Origin of the sequence: Chryseobacterium sp. GP-SGM7 (genome assembly GCF_049166575.1) — a bacterium.
In the GTDB taxonomy this organism is placed as follows: Bacteria; Bacteroidota; Bacteroidia; order Flavobacteriales; family Weeksellaceae; genus Chryseobacterium.
On sequence record NZ_JBMHFF010000002.1, the window covers coordinates 694,131 to 710,981 of the forward strand.

The 16,851-nt window shown below is 34.4% G+C and carries 15 protein-coding genes; 9 read left to right on the forward strand and 6 right to left on the reverse strand.

Features of this window, described 5'->3' with window-relative positions; all coding sequences use genetic code 11:
• Positions 1–12: 12 nt before the first annotated feature.
• The gene (locus tag ACOOWA_RS11900; RefSeq protein ID WP_421375472.1) at positions 13–741 is read right to left on the reverse strand and encodes a hypothetical protein; all 729 of its coding nucleotides are present in this window, start codon (positions 739–741) and stop codon (positions 13–15) included.
• A gap of 188 nt (positions 742–929) precedes the next feature.
• Here ACOOWA_RS11900 and ACOOWA_RS11905 point away from each other — a divergent pair, with 188 nt between their 5' ends.
• The 4 genes from ACOOWA_RS11905 (at position 930) to ACOOWA_RS11920 (ending at position 4,357) form a co-directional block, all read left to right on the forward strand.
• Positions 930–1,499: a cob(I)yrinic acid a,c-diamide adenosyltransferase gene (locus tag ACOOWA_RS11905; protein ID WP_421375473.1), complete on the forward strand. Its 570-nt coding sequence runs from the start codon at positions 930–932 to the stop codon at positions 1,497–1,499.
• Complete coding sequence (locus tag ACOOWA_RS11910; RefSeq protein WP_421375474.1) at positions 1,462–2,115, forward strand: thiamine diphosphokinase; 654 nt, start codon at positions 1,462–1,464, stop codon at positions 2,113–2,115. Before ACOOWA_RS11905 ends, ACOOWA_RS11910 begins: the two co-directional genes overlap by 38 nt.
• 152 nt (positions 2,116–2,267) lie before the next feature.
• Positions 2,268–3,662 (forward strand): arginine decarboxylase, encoded by a 1,395-nt coding sequence (locus tag ACOOWA_RS11915; RefSeq protein WP_421375476.1) that lies wholly within the window; start codon positions 2,268–2,270, stop codon positions 3,660–3,662.
• A 221-nt stretch (positions 3,663–3,883) separates the two neighbouring features.
• On the forward strand, positions 3,884–4,357 hold the full coding sequence (locus tag ACOOWA_RS11920; protein WP_421375477.1) for a hypothetical protein: 474 nt from the start codon (positions 3,884–3,886) through the stop codon (positions 4,355–4,357).
• Between the two features lie 43 nt (positions 4,358–4,400).
• Here ACOOWA_RS11920 and ACOOWA_RS11925 read toward each other — a convergent pair whose 3' ends face one another.
• Positions 4,401–5,063, reverse strand: coding sequence for an HAD family hydrolase (locus ACOOWA_RS11925; protein WP_421375478.1), 663 nt, complete (start codon positions 5,061–5,063; stop codon positions 4,401–4,403).
• 268 nt (positions 5,064–5,331) lie between these two features.
• On the opposite strand from ACOOWA_RS11925, the gene speB reads away from it, so the two are divergent.
• The 3 genes from speB (at position 5,332) to ACOOWA_RS11940 (ending at position 8,025) form a co-directional block, all read left to right on the forward strand.
• Positions 5,332–6,183: an agmatinase gene (gene speB, locus ACOOWA_RS11930; protein WP_421375479.1), complete on the forward strand. Its 852-nt coding sequence runs from the start codon at positions 5,332–5,334 to the stop codon at positions 6,181–6,183.
• 264 nt (positions 6,184–6,447) lie between these two features.
• A complete protein-coding gene (locus ACOOWA_RS11935) occupies positions 6,448–7,308 on the forward strand; it encodes a bifunctional helix-turn-helix domain-containing protein/methylated-DNA--[protein]-cysteine S-methyltransferase (protein ID WP_421375480.1) in 861 nt (286 codons plus the stop codon).
• Between the two features lie 105 nt (positions 7,309–7,413).
• Entirely contained in the window at positions 7,414–8,025 is a 612-nt protein-coding gene (locus ACOOWA_RS11940; RefSeq protein ID WP_421375481.1) for an alpha-ketoglutarate-dependent dioxygenase AlkB family protein, read from the forward strand.
• 212 nt (positions 8,026–8,237) lie between these two features.
• Here ACOOWA_RS11940 and ACOOWA_RS11945 read toward each other — a convergent pair whose 3' ends face one another.
• The 3 genes from ACOOWA_RS11945 to ACOOWA_RS11955 all read right to left on the reverse strand — a co-directional run bounded on the left by ACOOWA_RS11945 (position 8,238) and on the right by ACOOWA_RS11955 (position 11,135).
• Positions 8,238–10,094, reverse strand: coding sequence for a CocE/NonD family hydrolase (locus ACOOWA_RS11945; protein WP_421375482.1), 1,857 nt, complete (start codon positions 10,092–10,094; stop codon positions 8,238–8,240).
• A 126-nt stretch (positions 10,095–10,220) separates the two neighbouring features.
• Complete coding sequence (locus tag ACOOWA_RS11950; protein WP_421375483.1) at positions 10,221–10,640, reverse strand: SH3 domain-containing protein; 420 nt, start codon at positions 10,638–10,640, stop codon at positions 10,221–10,223.
• A 6-nt stretch (positions 10,641–10,646) separates the two neighbouring features.
• Positions 10,647–11,135, reverse strand: coding sequence for a BON domain-containing protein (locus ACOOWA_RS11955; RefSeq protein WP_421375484.1), 489 nt, complete (start codon positions 11,133–11,135; stop codon positions 10,647–10,649).
• Between the two features lie 202 nt (positions 11,136–11,337).
• Between ACOOWA_RS11955 and ACOOWA_RS11960 the strand changes: the two genes are divergently transcribed.
• Both ACOOWA_RS11960 and ACOOWA_RS11965 read left to right on the forward strand, forming a co-directional pair.
• Positions 11,338–12,588 (forward strand): dicarboxylate/amino acid:cation symporter, encoded by a 1,251-nt coding sequence (locus tag ACOOWA_RS11960; RefSeq protein WP_421375486.1) that lies wholly within the window; start codon positions 11,338–11,340, stop codon positions 12,586–12,588.
• A gap of 410 nt (positions 12,589–12,998) precedes the next feature.
• Positions 12,999–13,712: a phytanoyl-CoA dioxygenase family protein gene (locus ACOOWA_RS11965; RefSeq protein WP_421375487.1), complete on the forward strand. Its 714-nt coding sequence runs from the start codon at positions 12,999–13,001 to the stop codon at positions 13,710–13,712.
• A gap of 250 nt (positions 13,713–13,962) precedes the next feature.
• On the opposite strand, the gene ACOOWA_RS11970 is transcribed toward ACOOWA_RS11965, so the two are convergent.
• Complete coding sequence (locus ACOOWA_RS11970; RefSeq protein ID WP_421375488.1) at positions 13,963–16,764, reverse strand: GH92 family glycosyl hydrolase; 2,802 nt, start codon at positions 16,762–16,764, stop codon at positions 13,963–13,965.
• Positions 16,765–16,851 lie beyond the last annotated feature (87 nt).

A 16,851-nucleotide genomic window follows, 5' to 3' on the forward strand; every position in this document is an offset into this window, starting at 1 on the left:
TTGTGGTTAAATTTAATCGACATCAAAGTCTTTTCCTTTCGTAAACTTCGCTGCAAACGGAGTCTGGTTTCCTGAATATTTTAAAATGAAATGCTTTTTGGTATCGGTATCTACTTTTGCTTCTACATTCACATTGGTTGTCTGGAAACTTACATCTAAACCAACGCCGGATTCTTTTTCTAAGAAAATTTCTACACTTTCAGCATAAAATAATGATGTACTCAGATAATTAAACTTTACATTTTTTCGGTATGTTTTAGATTTTGATTGTGTAAATGCAGAATAGCTCTGAAGAATTTCAATTCCGGGAGAATCGATATTGGTAATTCTCGATTTGGTAACACCATTTACTCTTACAGAAAAATTTTTAGCCTGATTGATATTGCCATTAACTCCGATGTTAAATAAGGAAGGTAAAGCCAAACCGTATTCAATCATACTGTCTTTTGTAAACTCAAAATCAGGAATGAGCGCAGGATGTTTGGTCACATTCATCAGTTGATTTTTACGATCAGTAAGTTGCTGTCCCGAAAAAAGATAACCGATGAGATTGTTATTGGTTGTTCGCCAGTTTCTGCCGTTCCATTCGTAAATTTCGCAAAGCAATGTATCTGCCGAAGAGTGAGGAAGAAGATCAATATCCTGCCATTTGAAAACTTCTTTTGCATAAGGTCTTCTGTTGACGAGATTTATTCCTAAATCAAGCGCAAGTAATTCGCTGAGTTGTTGATTTGTTGCCATATTTAGTGATTAATGATTGGTGTTTTAAAATTATGAAATATTTCAGATTTCTTTGCATAAAAGTTTAATCATTGTAAGAATCAGCTTAATCAGTGATACAAATTTAAAAATGATTAGAAAAATATTCGTATGATTTTAAACTTATCTAAACATTTGTCGGCAAAGTTTTAAAAAAGTAATTTAGTGTTATGAAAATTTACACCAAAACAGGAGACAAAGGTCAAACTGCACTTTACGGCGGAACTCGTGTTTCTAAAGCCAGCGCAAGAGTGGAAAGCTACGGGAATATTGATGAGCTGAATTCTTTTATCGGAATTTCAAAAAGTCATATCAATGATGAAGAAGTTTCAAAACAGCTGAAAAAAATTCAGTTTGATTTGTTTACAGTGGGTTCTGAAGCGGCAACTCCGGTTGATAAACTAATGTTGGCGAACGGAAAATCACGTCTTTCTCTAATAATTTCTGATACTGAAATTGAAGAGCTGGAAAACTGGATGGATGCTTTTGAAGAAAAATTAGATCCGCTTCAATACTTTATACTTCCGGGTGGTGGTAAATCTGCTACTTTTCTACATGCAGCACGTACAATCTGCAGAAGAGCAGAGCGTTCTCTTGTTTTTTTAAATGAATCTGAGGAAGTGCGTCCTGAATTAATTAAATATTTAAACCGACTTTCGGATTATCTTTTTGTATTGGCAAGATATATTTCAAAAATCAATAATGAGCCTGAAGAATACTGGAATCCAAATGAAAGATAAAGCATTACTTTTCATCAACGGAGACGCTCCAGAATCTTTTCCCGATTTGGAAATTTATAATATGATTGCCTGTACAGATGGTGCTTTTCATTATTTGAAGAAGCTTAATTTTCCTTTGAATACATTAGATTTTATTTCGGGCGATTTTGATTCTCATTCCGGTTCGGATGAAAATGTTTATCATGAAAAATTTATTCATACTCCGGATCAGAACCGTACAGATTTTCATAAAGCTTTAGAGATTATTCTTGAAAAAGGCATTAAAAACGTTGATGTTTTCGGTGGTAGCGGCGGTGAACAGGACCATTTTCTGGGTAATCTTACGGTTGCTTTTGGATTTAAAGACCAATTGAATATTCAGTTTTTTGATGAATTTTCAGAGTATTATTTTATTCCTAAAAGTTTTTCAATCGGTGGTGTAAAACATAAGATTGTTTCACTTTACCCATTCCCATTGGCTGAAAGAATTACTACAAAAGGACTGAAATGGAATCTGGAAAATCTGAATGCGAATATGACGACTGATATGTTAACTCGAAATCTGGCTGTAGAAGATAAAGTTTCTATTGAATATCTTAATGGAAATTTGCTGTTTTTTGTAGGAAAAAAGAGGTGAAATAGTGATTTTTATGTGGTATCGTTAAATTAATTGGGTAGGAAGTGATTCCAAATCTTTAAAACAACGATAATATCAAACTTTAAGAAAAATTTAAATTAAAAAATCAATCTTTTTTAGCAATTTTGCATTCTTAATTCACTTGTCAAAAAATGAAAATAAAATACTCGGAACTTATTGATCAGACATTGTATTTTCCAACGGAAGAATTCAATGTTTCTGAGAACAATTTGTCTTTTCATGATATTCCTTTAATGGATGTTGTTGAGAAGTTTGGAACGCCTCTTAAGGTAAGTTACCTCCCGAAGATTTCTCAAAATATTCAGAAAGCAAAAGGCTGGTTTAAAGAAGCTTTTGAGAAAATCGATTACAAAAAAAACTACAGATACTGTTACTGTACAAAATCCAGCCATTTCAAATTTGTCATTGAAGAAGCTTTAAAGAACGATATTTCTATCGAAACTTCTTCAGCGTACGACATGGATATCGTAAAATCTCTTTATAATGAAGGGAAAGTAGATAAAAATATCGAAGTAATCTGCAACGGTTTTAAAACCGATGATTATCTGGCAAAAATTTCAGATATGATTAACAGTGGTTTTGAAAACATCACGCCGATTTTAGATAATTACCGTGAGCTGGATAAACTTACAGAAAGCATCGACACAACTTTCGACATCGGAATCAGAATTGCATCTGAAGAAGAACCGAAATTTGAATTTTATACCTCAAGATTAGGAATCGGGTATAAAGATATTATTCCTTATTACAGTCAGAAAATTGCAGAACATCCAAATGCAAGACTAAAAATGCTCCATTTTTTCATTAATACCGGTATTAAAGATACAGCGTATTATTGGAATGAATTATATAAATGTCTTCGTGTTTATGCGCGTTTGAAGAAAATTGCTCCTGAAGTAAATTCACTGAACATCGGTGGAGGTTTCCCAATCAAAACTTCGTTACAGTTTGATTACGATTATCAATATATGGTGGAGGAAATTGTTTCTCAAATCAAAAAATTCTGTGAAGAAGAAGGAGTAGAAGAGCCTAATATTTACACAGAATTCGGAAGTTTCACCGTTGGAGAAAGCGGAGCCAATATTTATAAAATTATTTCTCAGAAACGTCAGAACGACAGAGAAAAATGGAACATGATCGATTCATCTTTCATGACAACGCTTCCTGATACCTGGGCGATCTCAAGACACTTTATCATGCTTCCGCTGAATCGTTGGGATGATACGTATGAAAGAGTTTTCCTGGGCGGTTTGACCTGTGATTCTGATGATTATTATAATTCTGAACAACATACCAATGCGATTTATCTGCCTGTTTTCAGTGATACAAAACCTTTATACATTGGGTTTTTCCATACCGGAGCTTATCAGGAAACAATTGGAGGTTATGGTGGCGTTCATCACTGTCTGATGCCTCAACCGAGACATATTCTGATTCAGAAAGATGAAAATGGTGAGTTTCAATATGAGATTTTCAGAGAAAGACAGGAACCGGATGATATTTTGAAATTATTGGGTTACAAATAAATTTTATCACCAATGACCGGCTTTAGCCGTTTATTAAAATTACAAAGGCTCTCAAATATTGAGAGCTTTGTATTTAAAGATAATGATTCAAAAGAATTATCCTTAATGACAAACATCATTATTTTTATTAAATAAAATTTCGTAAAACCCTTGGAATAGTCTTCATCCTACTTATTATCATTTCAGGATATTTAAGCATGGCCGTTTTATCATTTTACGGGATGAGATCTTTTTATTCTTATGAAGGATATTGTTCGAGCAGAAAACTTTCACATTTTGTTACTATTGAGGTTTTTGAGGTCATCATTCTTTGTGTTCTTATTTCTTACGCTATCTTTTTGGAATCTTTTCAAAGCTTTAAAAAGCATTTGCGGTTTTACAAAGTATTGTGTGTATTTCTCTTGTTAAATTCAGTTTTCTTATTATATCAAATCGTTGAAAACCCAATAGTTTTGGAGGCAAAAGTAAGTGGTTGGTCAGATCTTCCTCAAAATCATCTTTTTATGAGATATAATCCTCTTATTACCTTTCTTGGTCTTTATTCAGCTACTGTAATATGGCTTAATTTCAGGTTTCAGAAAAAAGCTCAAAACCTAAAAATGATGTCAGGAACTTTTTTAATCTTCGTTTTATTATCAATTGTTACGGTAGCGATTGTTACTCACAATGTCGAATATCAAGCGTGCAGAGGTTAAAAAGTATTGAGAAAAGTGAAATTAAAGAAAAAATTGAACAGATTTAACTGAAATATATCGAAATTCTATCCATTTCCAGCTCAGAAAAATCAGAAACTACAATATTTGCCAAACTGTAATCCTGATTGTGCGTGTGTAAACTTTTATAAGCTGCGCAGAAAATTCCAGCTCGATGTGAAGCTAAAATTCCGTTGGTAGAATCTTCAATAACCATACAGTTTTCAATAGGCTCATTCGCTATCTTTGCGGCAAGCTGGAAAATTTCGGGATGAGGTTTTGATTCTTTCAAATCGGCACCACTTATTTTTCCACTGAAATATTTTTCCAGCTCAAATTTTTCAAAAACCATGTTGATGGTGACCATACTTGCGGAAGAAGCAAGGATCAGCTTAATCCCATTTTCAAAATAATGCACGATTAATTTTCTTACTCCCGGAATTAAATCAAATTCTTCATCGTTGTAAAAAAGATCTTTGAAATGTGCTCTTTTAATCGCAGCGATTTCCTCGAAGGATTGAGAAAGTCCAAAAGTCTGAATTAAAGTTTCACAAACTCTTTTTGTGGAAGCTCCCGTAAAAGAACTGTAAAGCTCTTCCGAAACGTATATTCCTAATTCATCAAAAGTTTTGAAATAGGCTTTTCTGTGCAGTGGTTCTGTGTCAACAATTACTCCATCCATATCGAAAAGCACAGCTTGTAAAGGCATATTTTTGAATTTTGCACAAAGGTAGGGAATTTGACTGGAAGCTTGAAGAGTAATGTTGGAAGCTTAATAATCTATAATCTACAGAATTTGTTAATAAAGAAATAAGATACATAGGGTAATCTGCACAATCTCCAAAATCTGAGAGAGCTTAAATTTTAATAAAAAAAATCAATCAAACATTATTTTCACGCATAAAAACTTCCAACTTCCATCATCCATCTTCCATCTTTCATTACCTTTGCAAAAATCATTTAATTAGAAACAAAACATGAAAACATACGCAGGAATTCCTGAAGAAAATGCTTCATTAGAAAATTCAAAAGTAGTTTTGGTAACGGTTCCTTACGACGGAACTTCAACCTGGGGAAAAGGTGCAGATAAAGGTCCTGAATTGTTTTTAGATGCTTCTGAAAACATGGAACTGTACGACATCGAAACTGGAACTGAACCATATCTTGAGGGAGTTTACATGGCTGGAGAAGTTTCTGAAAATTCAACGCCTGAAGCCATGACGGAAGCGGTTTATCAGAAAACAAAAGAACTTTTGGCAACGGATAAATTATTTACGCTTTTTGGTGGTGAACATTCTGTTTCTATCGGTTCAATCCGTGCGGTTGGAGAGAAATTCGAGAATTTAACGGTTCTTCAATTGGATGCTCACACAGATTTGCGTCCGGAATTCCATGGTTCTACTTCCAATCACGCATGTGCAGTTTTTGAAGCGAATCAGAAACATAATTTGGTGCAAGTAGGAATCCGTTCTATGGATGTTGAGGAAGTGGAATATTTACCTGAAGGAAGAGTGTTTTTCGCTCACGAAATTGCTAATAATGAGAATTGGGTAAATGATGTATTGGAAAAAGTTTCAGGAAATGTCTACATCACCATCGATTTGGATGCTTTTGATCCTTCAATTGCTCCATCAACAGGAACTCCGGAACCAGGAGGTTTGCAATGGTATCCGACATTAGAATTATTAAGAAAAGTTTTCGAAAAATGTAATGTTGTTGCTTTTGATATTGTAGAATTAATGGATTCTGCATACTCCAAACCAAGTGCATTTTTAGCGGCAAAATTATATTACAAAATGTTGGCGTACTATCACATCAACAAAGACTAAAATTATTTAGAAACTGATTTAACAGTAAAAAAATTAACACATCAGTCACAGAAAGTTTTAATTTGACTCTGTATATTTAGAACATATAAGCTTTTGAAAATCTTTGATTTTCTCTAATGTGTTCTTAATGTTTTCAAAATTTTAAATTAAAACTAATGTGACTTATGTGCTAAAAGATACTTTATAAAGTTTCTAAAATTCCGCAGGAAACGGATTTTTTCTTTCAGTTTTTCTTCTGACATTTGTGAGGTTAAATAAATTGAAATGTCCACACAAGATCAGATAGATTATCAGAGAATTGCCAAAGCGATAGAATATATTCAGAGCAATTTCAAGCTTCAGCCGAATTTGGATGAGGTGGCCCAAAAAGTAAATCTCAGCCCGGCACATTTTCAGAAAATATTTACCGATTGGGCAGGAACAAGTCCGAAGAAATTTTTGCAGTTCATCAGTCTTGAACATGCAAAAAGTTTACTGAAAGAAGAAAAAGCCAGTTTGTTTGATGCAGCTTTGGAAACCGGACTTTCAAGTACAAGCAGATTACATGATCTGTTTGTAAAGATTGAAGGAATGTCTCCAGCAGAATACAAAAACGGAGGGAAAAATCTAAGAATAAATTACAGTTTCTCCGAAAGTCCTTTTGGAAAAATCATCACAGCATCTACAGAAAAAGGGATTTGCTACATGGCTTTCGAAGAAAATAAAGAAAATGCATTGAGAGATTTACACAGTAGATTTCCCAATGCATTTTTTATTGAAAGAAAGGATGATTATCAACAAAATGTTTTGTCCATTTTTGATAAAGACTGGTCGAAACTTAATACGGTAAAACTTCATTTAAAAGGGACAGATTTTCAGTTGAAGGTTTGGGAAAGTTTATTGAAAATTCCATTAGGAAAACTGTCAACTTACGGAAATTTAGCTCATGAAATTGGAAATCCTAAAGCTTCAAGAGCGGTCGGGACAGCGATTGGAAGCAATCCTGTTGCCTATTTAATTCCCTGTCATCGGGTAATACAGTCTTCAGGAAAAATTGGCGGTTATATGTGGGGAAGCGACAGAAAACAGTTAATAATCGGTTGGGAAAGTGCGAAGATTTATTCTGATGATTCTAACTTACTGTAAATAATTTCTCCCACAGATTAAACAGATTTTCACAAATTTCTTTGGTGTTTATTAGTGAAAAATATTGGTGATATTTGTGTTTAATTTTAGTTTAAATTTAAAAAAATGGATAACCTTTTCAACGAAATACAAGAATTTCCCATTAATATTCTTCCCAAAGATGGAATCACAGAATATCACGGAAAGATATTTTCTGACGCTGAATGCGAAAAATATTACCAGTATTTATTCAACAAAATTCCGTGGGAAAATGATGAGGCGGTTATTTTTGGAAAACTTATTTATACCAAAAGAAAAGTAGCATGGTTTGGCGAAAAAGAATTTGAATATACCTATTCCAACCGCACGAAACACGCAAAGCTATGGACTCCGGAATTACTAGCTTTAAAACAAAAATGTGAAGAGGTTTCAGGAGAAACATACAACTCCTGTCTTTTAAATTTATACCATGACGGAAGCGAAGGAATGGCGTATCACAGTGACGGCGAAAAAGATTTAAAAAAACACGGCGCAATCGCATCCCTCACTTTCGGAGCCGAAAGAAAATTCTCTTTTAAACATAAAGTCTCTAAAGAAAGAATTGATATTTCTCTGGAAAACGGAAGTTTATTGGTTATGAAAGGAACAACTCAGAAAAACTGGCTTCACAGACTTCCACCCACTATAAAAGTGAAAACTCCTCGTGTGAATCTGACTTTCAGAACAATTGAAGAATGATTCTTAATTATTAAAGCATTTTGTCATGCTGAAAGCATCTCAACATGCGTACTTAACTTCGCTTAGATCCTTTCAGGATGCAAACTAGCTGTTGATTATTTTGATAACTGAAAATACAAGTTGCAGAAAATAATTTGAAAATCTGCGTCATCTGCAAAATCTGCGAGAGAAAAAACAAAAAAGCTGTCCAAAACCGAACAGCTTTTCAAATTTTATTTCAAAACCTCAGCCTCAATCGCCGAGTCTTCAAAAACTTTGATGAACGCTTTGGTATAATCATCTTTCGTAGCAAAATTAGGATTCTCCATAAACTTCTGCGGATTAACCGCAAATAACGGAAACCAGGTTGACGAAATCTGTATCTGAATTTTATGTCCTTTTTTAAATGTATGAACAACATCCTGCAACCTGAAAGTAACAGCAGTTTTTTGATTCGGAATCAAAGCTTCTCCTTTTTCTCTTGAATTTCTGAATCTTGCCGGCATCATTTCACTTCTTACCATCTGATGATAATTTCCGTAGATCACGTCATCTTTCTTTTCGGCTGGCTTAAAATCTTCAGGGTAAACATCAATTAATTTCACTGCAAAATCAGCATCTGTGGAAGTTGAAGCAATATTTAATTTCGCCATAATTTCTCCTGCAAAAGTCATGTCTTCTGTTAAAACATCTGTTGTAAAGGTCAAAACGTCTGGTCTTCCTACTGCAAATCTTTGATCTTCGGACATATAATTTCTTGGGGTAAATCCGTTAAAATCTTTCAGATTATCGGAGCTTAAAACCGGATTATTCGGGTCACTGTAATATTCTGATAAACCTTGTCCTGACGAATTTTTTAAAGTTCCTTTGGCTAAATAAAAGTTTACTTTTTTCGCTTCTTTTGGCGGATACGTTGCAAATTCTCTCCATTGCTTTGCTCCGGTATCATACATTAAAGCTTCGGGTAAACCTGCATCCTGTTTGGTATTTTCTTTTAAATAATGATTAAAAAATTTAGTTTCAATATTTTTTTGGTAATACGTCGCAATACTGTCTCCAAAATAAATCTGATTGTGGAAATGTTTTCCTTCTTCACGTCCCCATCCCCCGTGAGAAAACGGCCCCATCACGATGGTGTTTTTGGCTTTCGGACTCGTCTTTTCAATGGTTTTGTAAATATTTAAAGGTCCTGAAAGATCTTCGGCATCAAACCATCCACCAACGGTCATTACCGCATGATTGATATTTTTAAGATGTTTCAGCAAACCTCTTTTCTGCCAGAATTCATCATAATTCGGATGATTCATAATCTCGGTCATGAAAAAATTATTTTTGTAATATTTCTCGTAACCCTCTTTTAAAGTTCCCATATCCCGGTAAAATTTCAAACCGTCTTCAGAACTTGCTTTTATCATAGAATCCGAATACCACGCTTTATTTTCGGGTTTTGTTTTCTGAACTCCAAAAACGGGGAAGGTTCTAAAATAAGCCAACATAAATCTTCCGTTATGCAGGAAATCATCATTCCAGAAATCTGAAATCGGAGCTTGGGGAGACGAAGCCACCAAAGCCGGATGTTGCGCCAAAGTTCCTACAGCGGTATAAAATCCCGGATAAGAAGTTCCGTATTGCCCTACTTTTCCGTTATTGTTTTTAATGTTTTTAACTAAATATTCTATCGTATCATACGTATCTGTGCTTTCGTCGACATCTTTTTTAGTTTTTCTTTCAACCTGCGGCGTCATATTGGTGAAAGTTCCTTCGCTCATGTATCTTCCGCGAACATCCTGATAGACAAAAATATATTTTTCATTCATCAGATATTTATTCGGGCCGAGACTTTTGCGGTATTCATTTTCTCCGTAAGGCACAATGCTGTAGCAGGTTCTCTGCATCAGAAAAGGATATTTCTGCTTTTTGGAAATATCTTTTGGAATATAAACAGCCGTAAAAAGTTTCGTTCCGTCACGCATAGGAATATAAAATTCCTGCTTGGTGAAATTATCTTTTACATAACTGTCTTGTGGCTGCGTCTGCGCATTTCCAAAGATGAAAAGCAAAAACAGTAAAAATGAATATCGAAAGTTCATAGATGAAAATTTTGGCTAATTTATTAATAAAATGTGACTTGTCTGAAGATTCAAAAACTGAGAAAGATTTAAAACAAAAACATCCCCAAAATGGAGATGTTCATATTTAAATTATTTCATTTAAAATTAAGCTTTCAAATACCTTGAATAAGCGTAACCTTCCTGTCCGTCGGCAGTTTTTACTTTCCACCAATCATCAGAAGTTTGCTCAACTAAAGTTACTGATGCACCTTTAGAGGCTTTTCCTACAACAGCTGCTTCAGTAGAAGGCTCTTGTCTGATATTTAAATTTGAATCTTCAGTAGCAACTGTAAGATTTGCACCCGCAGCAAGACCTGCAACCTGCACATCGATATTGATGTCTGAAGCCGAATATGTAGAATCTATTGCTCCTAATGCATTCCAGACTGCATCTTTTGCAGCGGTGTTTGATGCATTTCCGGAAACGTAAAGAATTCCGTCCTGCTCCTGTACTTGTAGATTTGAAACTCCTGCAGACTGAGCAGCAGAAACTACACTTGAATATTTATCCTGTAATGTGCTCATGTCTGATTATTTTACTACTAATTTATTGTTATATTTTCCAACTTTTAAAGCATCCACAGATTCTTTAATTTTTCTAGCCTGTGCTGAAGAAACATTTCCTGTAAGCGTTAATTCTCCGTTTACTGTTTCAACTTTTACTGTTGGGAAATCTTTTACAGCATCCTGTACTTTTTGCTGAACCATAGGATCTACAGCTGATGCAGTTTCTATCGGTGGTGGAGGTGGAGCTGTTTCTACAGTTGCCATATCATGCACATCTTTTACACCTTTGATTTCTTTAAGAGATTTTATAGCTGCATCTTTTTCAGCCTGTGTTGCAAATGTTCCGCCTAAATGGGCAACACCTTCTTTTATTTCAACAGTTGCGCTTGGATTTGCTGCTACAATTGTAGTGGCTGAAGTTTGCAATTCTGCATCAGAAACTTTCTTTTTGCATGAAATTGCCCCAAATGATACTGCTAAAGCCAAAGCAGACATTGTGATTGTTTTTCTCATAATTGATTTTATTTAATGTTTTTGTTAGACTCAAATGTAACAATAAATTTTATACCAAAATACAAATGCGATAACATTTATTTAATATTGTATGACTCAGATTATGGCTGCAATTTTTTATTAGACCCGATTTTAAATGATGTTTTATGCTATAATTTATAATAATTGAAAAACATTATATTTGTGGCAATTGATAATAGATATGAAAGGACAGAATAAACTATTTTTTGCAATTATCATTGCTTTAATTCTCGGTGTTGCAATAGGAGGATTTGTACATCTTCAATATCCCGACAGCGCAAAAGGATTCTCTCAAAATATAAAACTTCTGGGAACAGTTTTCATCAGGCTCGTTCAGATGATTATTGCGCCTTTGGTTTTTACAACATTAGTCGTGGGAATTGCCAAAATGAGCGACATCAAAATGATTGGAAGAGTAGGATCTAAAGCCATGCTTTGGTTTATTTCTGCATCTTTGGTTTCTCTTTTTATCGGTTTAATTTTGGTGAACTGGCTTGAACCGGGCCATGTTACCAAACTTCCGATTCAGGATGCCGCTTCTGCAGATGAACTTTTAAAATCCAGCAAAGGTTTTTCTTTGGAAGATTTTGTAAAACATATTATCCCCAAAAGTATTTTTGAAGCTTTTGCAACCAATGAAGTGCTTCAGATTGTAGTCTTTTCCATTATGTTTGGAGTTGCTTTGGCAAATTTAGGGGATGAATATGCTCAACCTGTCATCAAATTATTCGATATTATTGCTCATGCTATTTTGAAAATGGTGGGTTACATTATGTGGTTTGCTCCGCTTGGTGTTTTAGGTGCAATTGCAGCGGTTGTTGCGACCAATGGTTTTGAAATATTTAAAGTGTATGCTATTTATCTTCGAGATTTTTTCTTTGCAATTGGCGTTTTGTGGCTTGTTTTATTAATTGTAGGTTATTTGATCTTAGGAAACCGTCTTTTCGAATTATTAAGAAGAATAAAATCACCTTTGTTGATCGCTTTTTCTACAACAAGTTCAGAAGCAGTTTTTCCGAAATTGGTGGAGGAATTAGAAAGATTCGGGTGTAACAATAGAGTAGTGTCATTTATTTTACCTTTAGGATATTCTTTTAATCTGGATGGAAGTATGATGTACATGACGTTTGCATCAATTTTTATCGCACAGATTTACGGAATTGAAATGTCAGTTGGGCAACAAATCACCATGCTTTTGGTTTTGATGTTAACTTCAAAAGGAATTGCCGGAGTTCCAAGAGCTTCTTTAGTAATCATCGTGGCAACTTGTTCAATGTTTGGAATTCCACCGGAAGGAATTGCCTTAATTTTACCAATCGATCACTTCTGTGATATGGCAAGAAGTATGACCAACGTTCTTGGAAATGCTTTGGCAACTTCCGCCGTTTCAAAATGGGAAGGGCAGCTTGATAATCATGGCGGAGATCTTTAAAATATCAATTTAACTAAAGTTAGTGAATGGTCAATAGTGAATTTTTAAATTTGTTATTGACCATTTATTTTTAATAACAATTTAAGTATATCAAAAAGCTGATATTTATTTTTTAGGAGCTATTTCCCGCTTTTCATTGCAATCTTTTTTTGCAAAAAAGGATTTTCATTACAATCGGGGCTATGGCAATAGTTATCAATTTGAAAATCGGAAATATCCTCCAGATTTGTCATTCATAAAGAATCTAGACACCAATCTTTTTATTTCTTATGATAAAACTTCTCCAAAATGATAATAATTGTATTACTTTACTGAGTAGAACGCCTTTGCGAACAAAAAATATTCTCAATTATTTAAAAAGAAATTTTTGCGAACCTTGCGTTTAAAATAGATTCAATAAAACATACAAAATGAATTTACAAAACCATAAAAACTCAATTACAGAAAACGGGTTCACAGTAATCAACAGTATATTTTCAGCTAATGAAATTGAAAAAATAAGTGAAGTCATTCAAAATATAGACACGTCAAAAGAAACCTTCAGAAAATCGGAAGATCTTTTTGCAATCCGTCAGTTTTTAAAGGAAATTCCTGAAGTTAAAGATTTGATTTTTAATGAAAATTTAAAAACAATCATCAAAGAAATTTTTGGTGAAAACTATTTTACAGTCAAAAGTATTTACTTTGATAAACCTGAAAAATCCAATTGGTATGTTGCCTATCATCAGGATTTGACAATTTCTGTTGATAAAAAAGTCGAGCTGGAAAACTTCGCACCTTGGACGACCAAACAGAACCAGTTTGCGGTGCAACCTCCTCTAGATATTCTTGAAAATATTTTTACCATCAGAATTCATTTAGATGATACCGATGAAAATAACGGTGCTTTAAAAGTTGTTCCAAAATCTCATGCAAAAGGAATTTACAGACCTGAAACCATCGACTGGAATGTTGAAACCGAAAAGATCTGCAACGTAGAAAAAGGCGGAATTATGATTATGAAACCTTTGCTTCTTCATGGTTCAAACCGCACAACCAACGGAAAGAAAAGAAGAGTTATTCATATTGAATTTTCTGATAAAGAATTGCCAAAGGAATTGAATTGGTCGGAGAGAATGAATTGATATTATTTACATTAAAATGTAAAAAACTTAATTGTTTTGGTTTTGTGGATATAAATAAAAAATAATCTGTTTAATATTCGCAGTAAAATTTAATTTTTACATTGTATTTGTCATTCCACAGGAATCTCAACATATGAGAATAATGATGGTTAGAAAACTTTATTTATTAATTTATTAGAACTCGACACTAGTTATAAAACAAAAAACCTCTTCCAATCGAAAGAGGTTTCATTATTTGAAGTTTAAAATTCTATTTTACAGAAATTTCATCCACAAAAATATAAGCATCTCCACCTGCACCCTGATGCCATTCCGGAAGTTTTCCAAAGTGGTAGGCTTTTACTTTTAAATATCTTGCTTCAGTAGGAAGAACAGTCGTTCTGAAATCTTTCACCTGAACTGTTTCATCTTTTGCATTGATGTCGTTTTCTAATGTTTTCAGAAGAACAAATGTTTTTCCGTCCATTGAAGCGTAATATTCTACTTTTTTAGGCATTAAAATCCAAGCTCTGCTGTCCTGTAAGTAGGTTGAGGAAATTTCACTGATGGGTTGAGGTGATTTAAAATCGATAATTGCTTCTACGGTTTGTCCTTGGTAGCCTTGCCATTCACCTTTTCTCCAGTTCACGTCTCCGTTAATTCCATCAATAATCGCCAGTTTTCCACCTGCTGTATATTGTGGATTTACTGTTGCATTAATTGTTACATCCCAATGATTAGGTCGCCTGTTGAAATTGGATGTGGTAATTCCGCTTTTCTCGCCATTCCTTTCCGCATAAGTCGAAACAACCGTGGTTTTACTGATGGTAAAAGGTTCTTTGTAGACTTTAAACGTTTTTCGCACATTTTTATCATCTTCATCTAAAGTCATGTAGTAGACTTTATCTTTCTCGTTTAAAGGCATGATTCTTACCTGAGTAGAAAAATCAAACAATCGGTCTGCAGCGATTACCGGAGAAGCAGTCTGTTCCGCATATTTTAAATCTTTCATAGGTTTTACATTTTCAAAGCCTAACTTTTTAAGTTCACTTTTCGGAGTGTTTTTAGTAATAATTCTTGTCGTTCCGTCTTCCAAATGCAGTTTTACTTCATCAAAATAAGGCGTTACCGTTTCCCATTCAGGTTTTCCGGGAGTAACGGAGTAGATTCCCATCGAACTTAAAATATACCATGCGCTCATTTGTCCGCAATCTTCATTTCCGATCAAACCATCCGGAGCATTTTTGTAGAAATTATCAAGAATATATTTGATTTTTTCTTCTGTTTTTTGAGGTTTATCAACAAAATTATACAGATAAGCGATGTGATGACTCGGTTCATTTCCTTGTGCATATTGTCCCATCAAACCGGTGATATCCACCTGTTCTCTTCCCGTCGTTTTATCGGAAGCGGCGAAAATGGCATCAATAAACTTTTCGAATTTTTCTTTTCCGCCATGCGCCTGAATTAATCCCGGAATATCCTGCTGAACAGAGTAGGAGTAATGCCAGGAATTTCCTTCAGTATAATTATTGTTGACTTCATTCGGATCAAACGCTTCGTACCAGTTTCCGTTTTTTCTGGCCTGCATAAAACCGTTGTTTGAATTGTATAGGTTTTTCCAGTTTTGAGAACGTTTCATGAAATATTCATAATCGTCTTTCTTGTTTAAAATCTTCGCCATTTGTGCGATACACCAATCGTCATAAGCGTATTCCAAAGTTTTAGAAACACTTTCATGCTCATCATCAATGCTGATATAATTTTTCTGTTTGTAGACATTTAATCCGAAAATATCCTGCATCGCCGAATTTTTTGAGGCTTCAAAAGCTTTTTCATAATCAAAACCTGTAATTCCTTTTGCCATCGCATCTGCAATAACGGAAACACCGTGATAACCGATCATACACTCAGTTTCGTTGGAAGCCAGTTCCCAAACCGGAATTCTTCCGCCCTGCTCACGCTGTTTGATGAAAGTATTCACGAAATCTGCCGTTCTTTTTCTGTCGATTAAAGTCATTAAAGGATGTGCTCCACGAAATGTGTCCCAAAGCGAAAACACAGAATAATATCCGAAATCTTTCGCCATGTAAAATTTGTTGTCTCTGCCACGGTATTTTCCGTCAACATCCATGTTGATATTCGGTTGTGTGAAAACGTGATACATTGCCGTGTAGAAGATAGTCAGTTTATCTTTATCAGAAGATTTAACTTCAATTTTTGACAGTTCTTTATTCCAGTCGGCATCAGCTTGAGCTTGAATTTCGTTAAAATCATTCGATTTACCTTCAGCCAGCATATTTTTTCCTGCCCCTTCGTAACCAGTCGGAGAAATTGCTACTTTAACGCTAATTTTTTCTCCTTTTTTAACTGCTGAACTAAAAGCTAAGGCTAATTTAGTTCCCGAAAAAGTTTTGTTTTCATTTTTCCCATTGAAATTCTGAGCTGATATTTTCATCGGTTTTGAAAACTCAATTCTTGCATAAATATATTGATTCGTTGCCCAAGCTTCACTTCTTCGGAAAACTTCAATCGTTTTATCATCAATGATTTTCACTTCACCTTCCAGCAATTTGTCTCTGTGATTTAAATCTAAAATAATGTTCGCTGTTCCGGATTTGTTAAATTTATATTCGTGATAACCCACTCTTTTTGTTGTGGTTAAACGAACATCGATGTCATGTTTATCCAGTTTAACCGAATAAAATCCAGCGGTTGCTTTTTCGTTTTTATGAGAAAATTTTGATGAATATTCTTTTGGCGTCAATCCCGGCTTTCCCATTGTTGGCATCAACATGATGTCTCCGTAATCTGAAACTCCTGTTCCGTTCAAATGCGTATGAGAAAATCCGTAAATCACGGAATCGGAATAATGATAACCGCTGCAACCGTCCCAGCTTCCGTCAATTCTCGTATCCGGAGAAAGCTGAACCATCCCGAAAGGTACAATGGCTCCCGGAAAAGTATGACCGTGACCGCCCGTTCCGATAAATGGATTAACGTATTGTGAATAATTTTGTGAAAATAAATGATGACTAATCAATCCTATAAGGATAAAGATTATTTTTTTCATGGTGTAAAATTAAAATCGCCCTAAAATACACAAATTTTGCCTTTACAAAAGAATTTATCTATGAGTCTGTTTATTGATTCTAAATAG

What these genes read in the sequence shown, in the direction of transcription:
- ACOOWA_RS11900 (WP_421375472.1), bottom strand. Translation starts at nt 741, where the DNA reads ATGGCAACAAATCAACAACTCAGCGAATTACTTGCGCTTGATTTAGGA.
- ACOOWA_RS11905 (WP_421375473.1), top strand. Translation starts at nt 930, where the DNA reads ATGAAAATTTACACCAAAACAGGAGACAAAGGTCAAACTGCACTTTAC.
- ACOOWA_RS11910 (WP_421375474.1), top strand. Translation starts at nt 1,462, where the DNA reads ATGAGCCTGAAGAATACTGGAATCCAAATGAAAGATAAAGCATTACTT.
- ACOOWA_RS11915 (WP_421375476.1), top strand. Translation starts at nt 2,268, where the DNA reads ATGAAAATAAAATACTCGGAACTTATTGATCAGACATTGTATTTTCCA.
- ACOOWA_RS11920 (WP_421375477.1), top strand. Translation starts at nt 3,884, where the DNA reads ATGAGATCTTTTTATTCTTATGAAGGATATTGTTCGAGCAGAAAACTT.
- ACOOWA_RS11925 (WP_421375478.1), bottom strand. Translation starts at nt 5,063, where the DNA reads ATGCCTTTACAAGCTGTGCTTTTCGATATGGATGGAGTAATTGTTGAC.
- speB (WP_421375479.1), top strand. Translation starts at nt 5,332, where the DNA reads ATGAAAACATACGCAGGAATTCCTGAAGAAAATGCTTCATTAGAAAAT.
- ACOOWA_RS11935 (WP_421375480.1), top strand. Translation starts at nt 6,448, where the DNA reads ATGTCCACACAAGATCAGATAGATTATCAGAGAATTGCCAAAGCGATA.
- ACOOWA_RS11940 (WP_421375481.1), top strand. Translation starts at nt 7,414, where the DNA reads ATGGATAACCTTTTCAACGAAATACAAGAATTTCCCATTAATATTCTT.
- ACOOWA_RS11945 (WP_421375482.1), bottom strand. Translation starts at nt 10,094, where the DNA reads ATGAACTTTCGATATTCATTTTTACTGTTTTTGCTTTTCATCTTTGGA.
- ACOOWA_RS11950 (WP_421375483.1), bottom strand. Translation starts at nt 10,640, where the DNA reads ATGAGCACATTACAGGATAAATATTCAAGTGTAGTTTCTGCTGCTCAG.
- ACOOWA_RS11955 (WP_421375484.1), bottom strand. Translation starts at nt 11,135, where the DNA reads ATGAGAAAAACAATCACAATGTCTGCTTTGGCTTTAGCAGTATCATTT.
- ACOOWA_RS11960 (WP_421375486.1), top strand. Translation starts at nt 11,338, where the DNA reads ATGAAAGGACAGAATAAACTATTTTTTGCAATTATCATTGCTTTAATT.
- ACOOWA_RS11965 (WP_421375487.1), top strand. Translation starts at nt 12,999, where the DNA reads ATGAATTTACAAAACCATAAAAACTCAATTACAGAAAACGGGTTCACA.
- ACOOWA_RS11970 (WP_421375488.1), bottom strand. Translation starts at nt 16,764, where the DNA reads ATGAAAAAAATAATCTTTATCCTTATAGGATTGATTAGTCATCATTTA.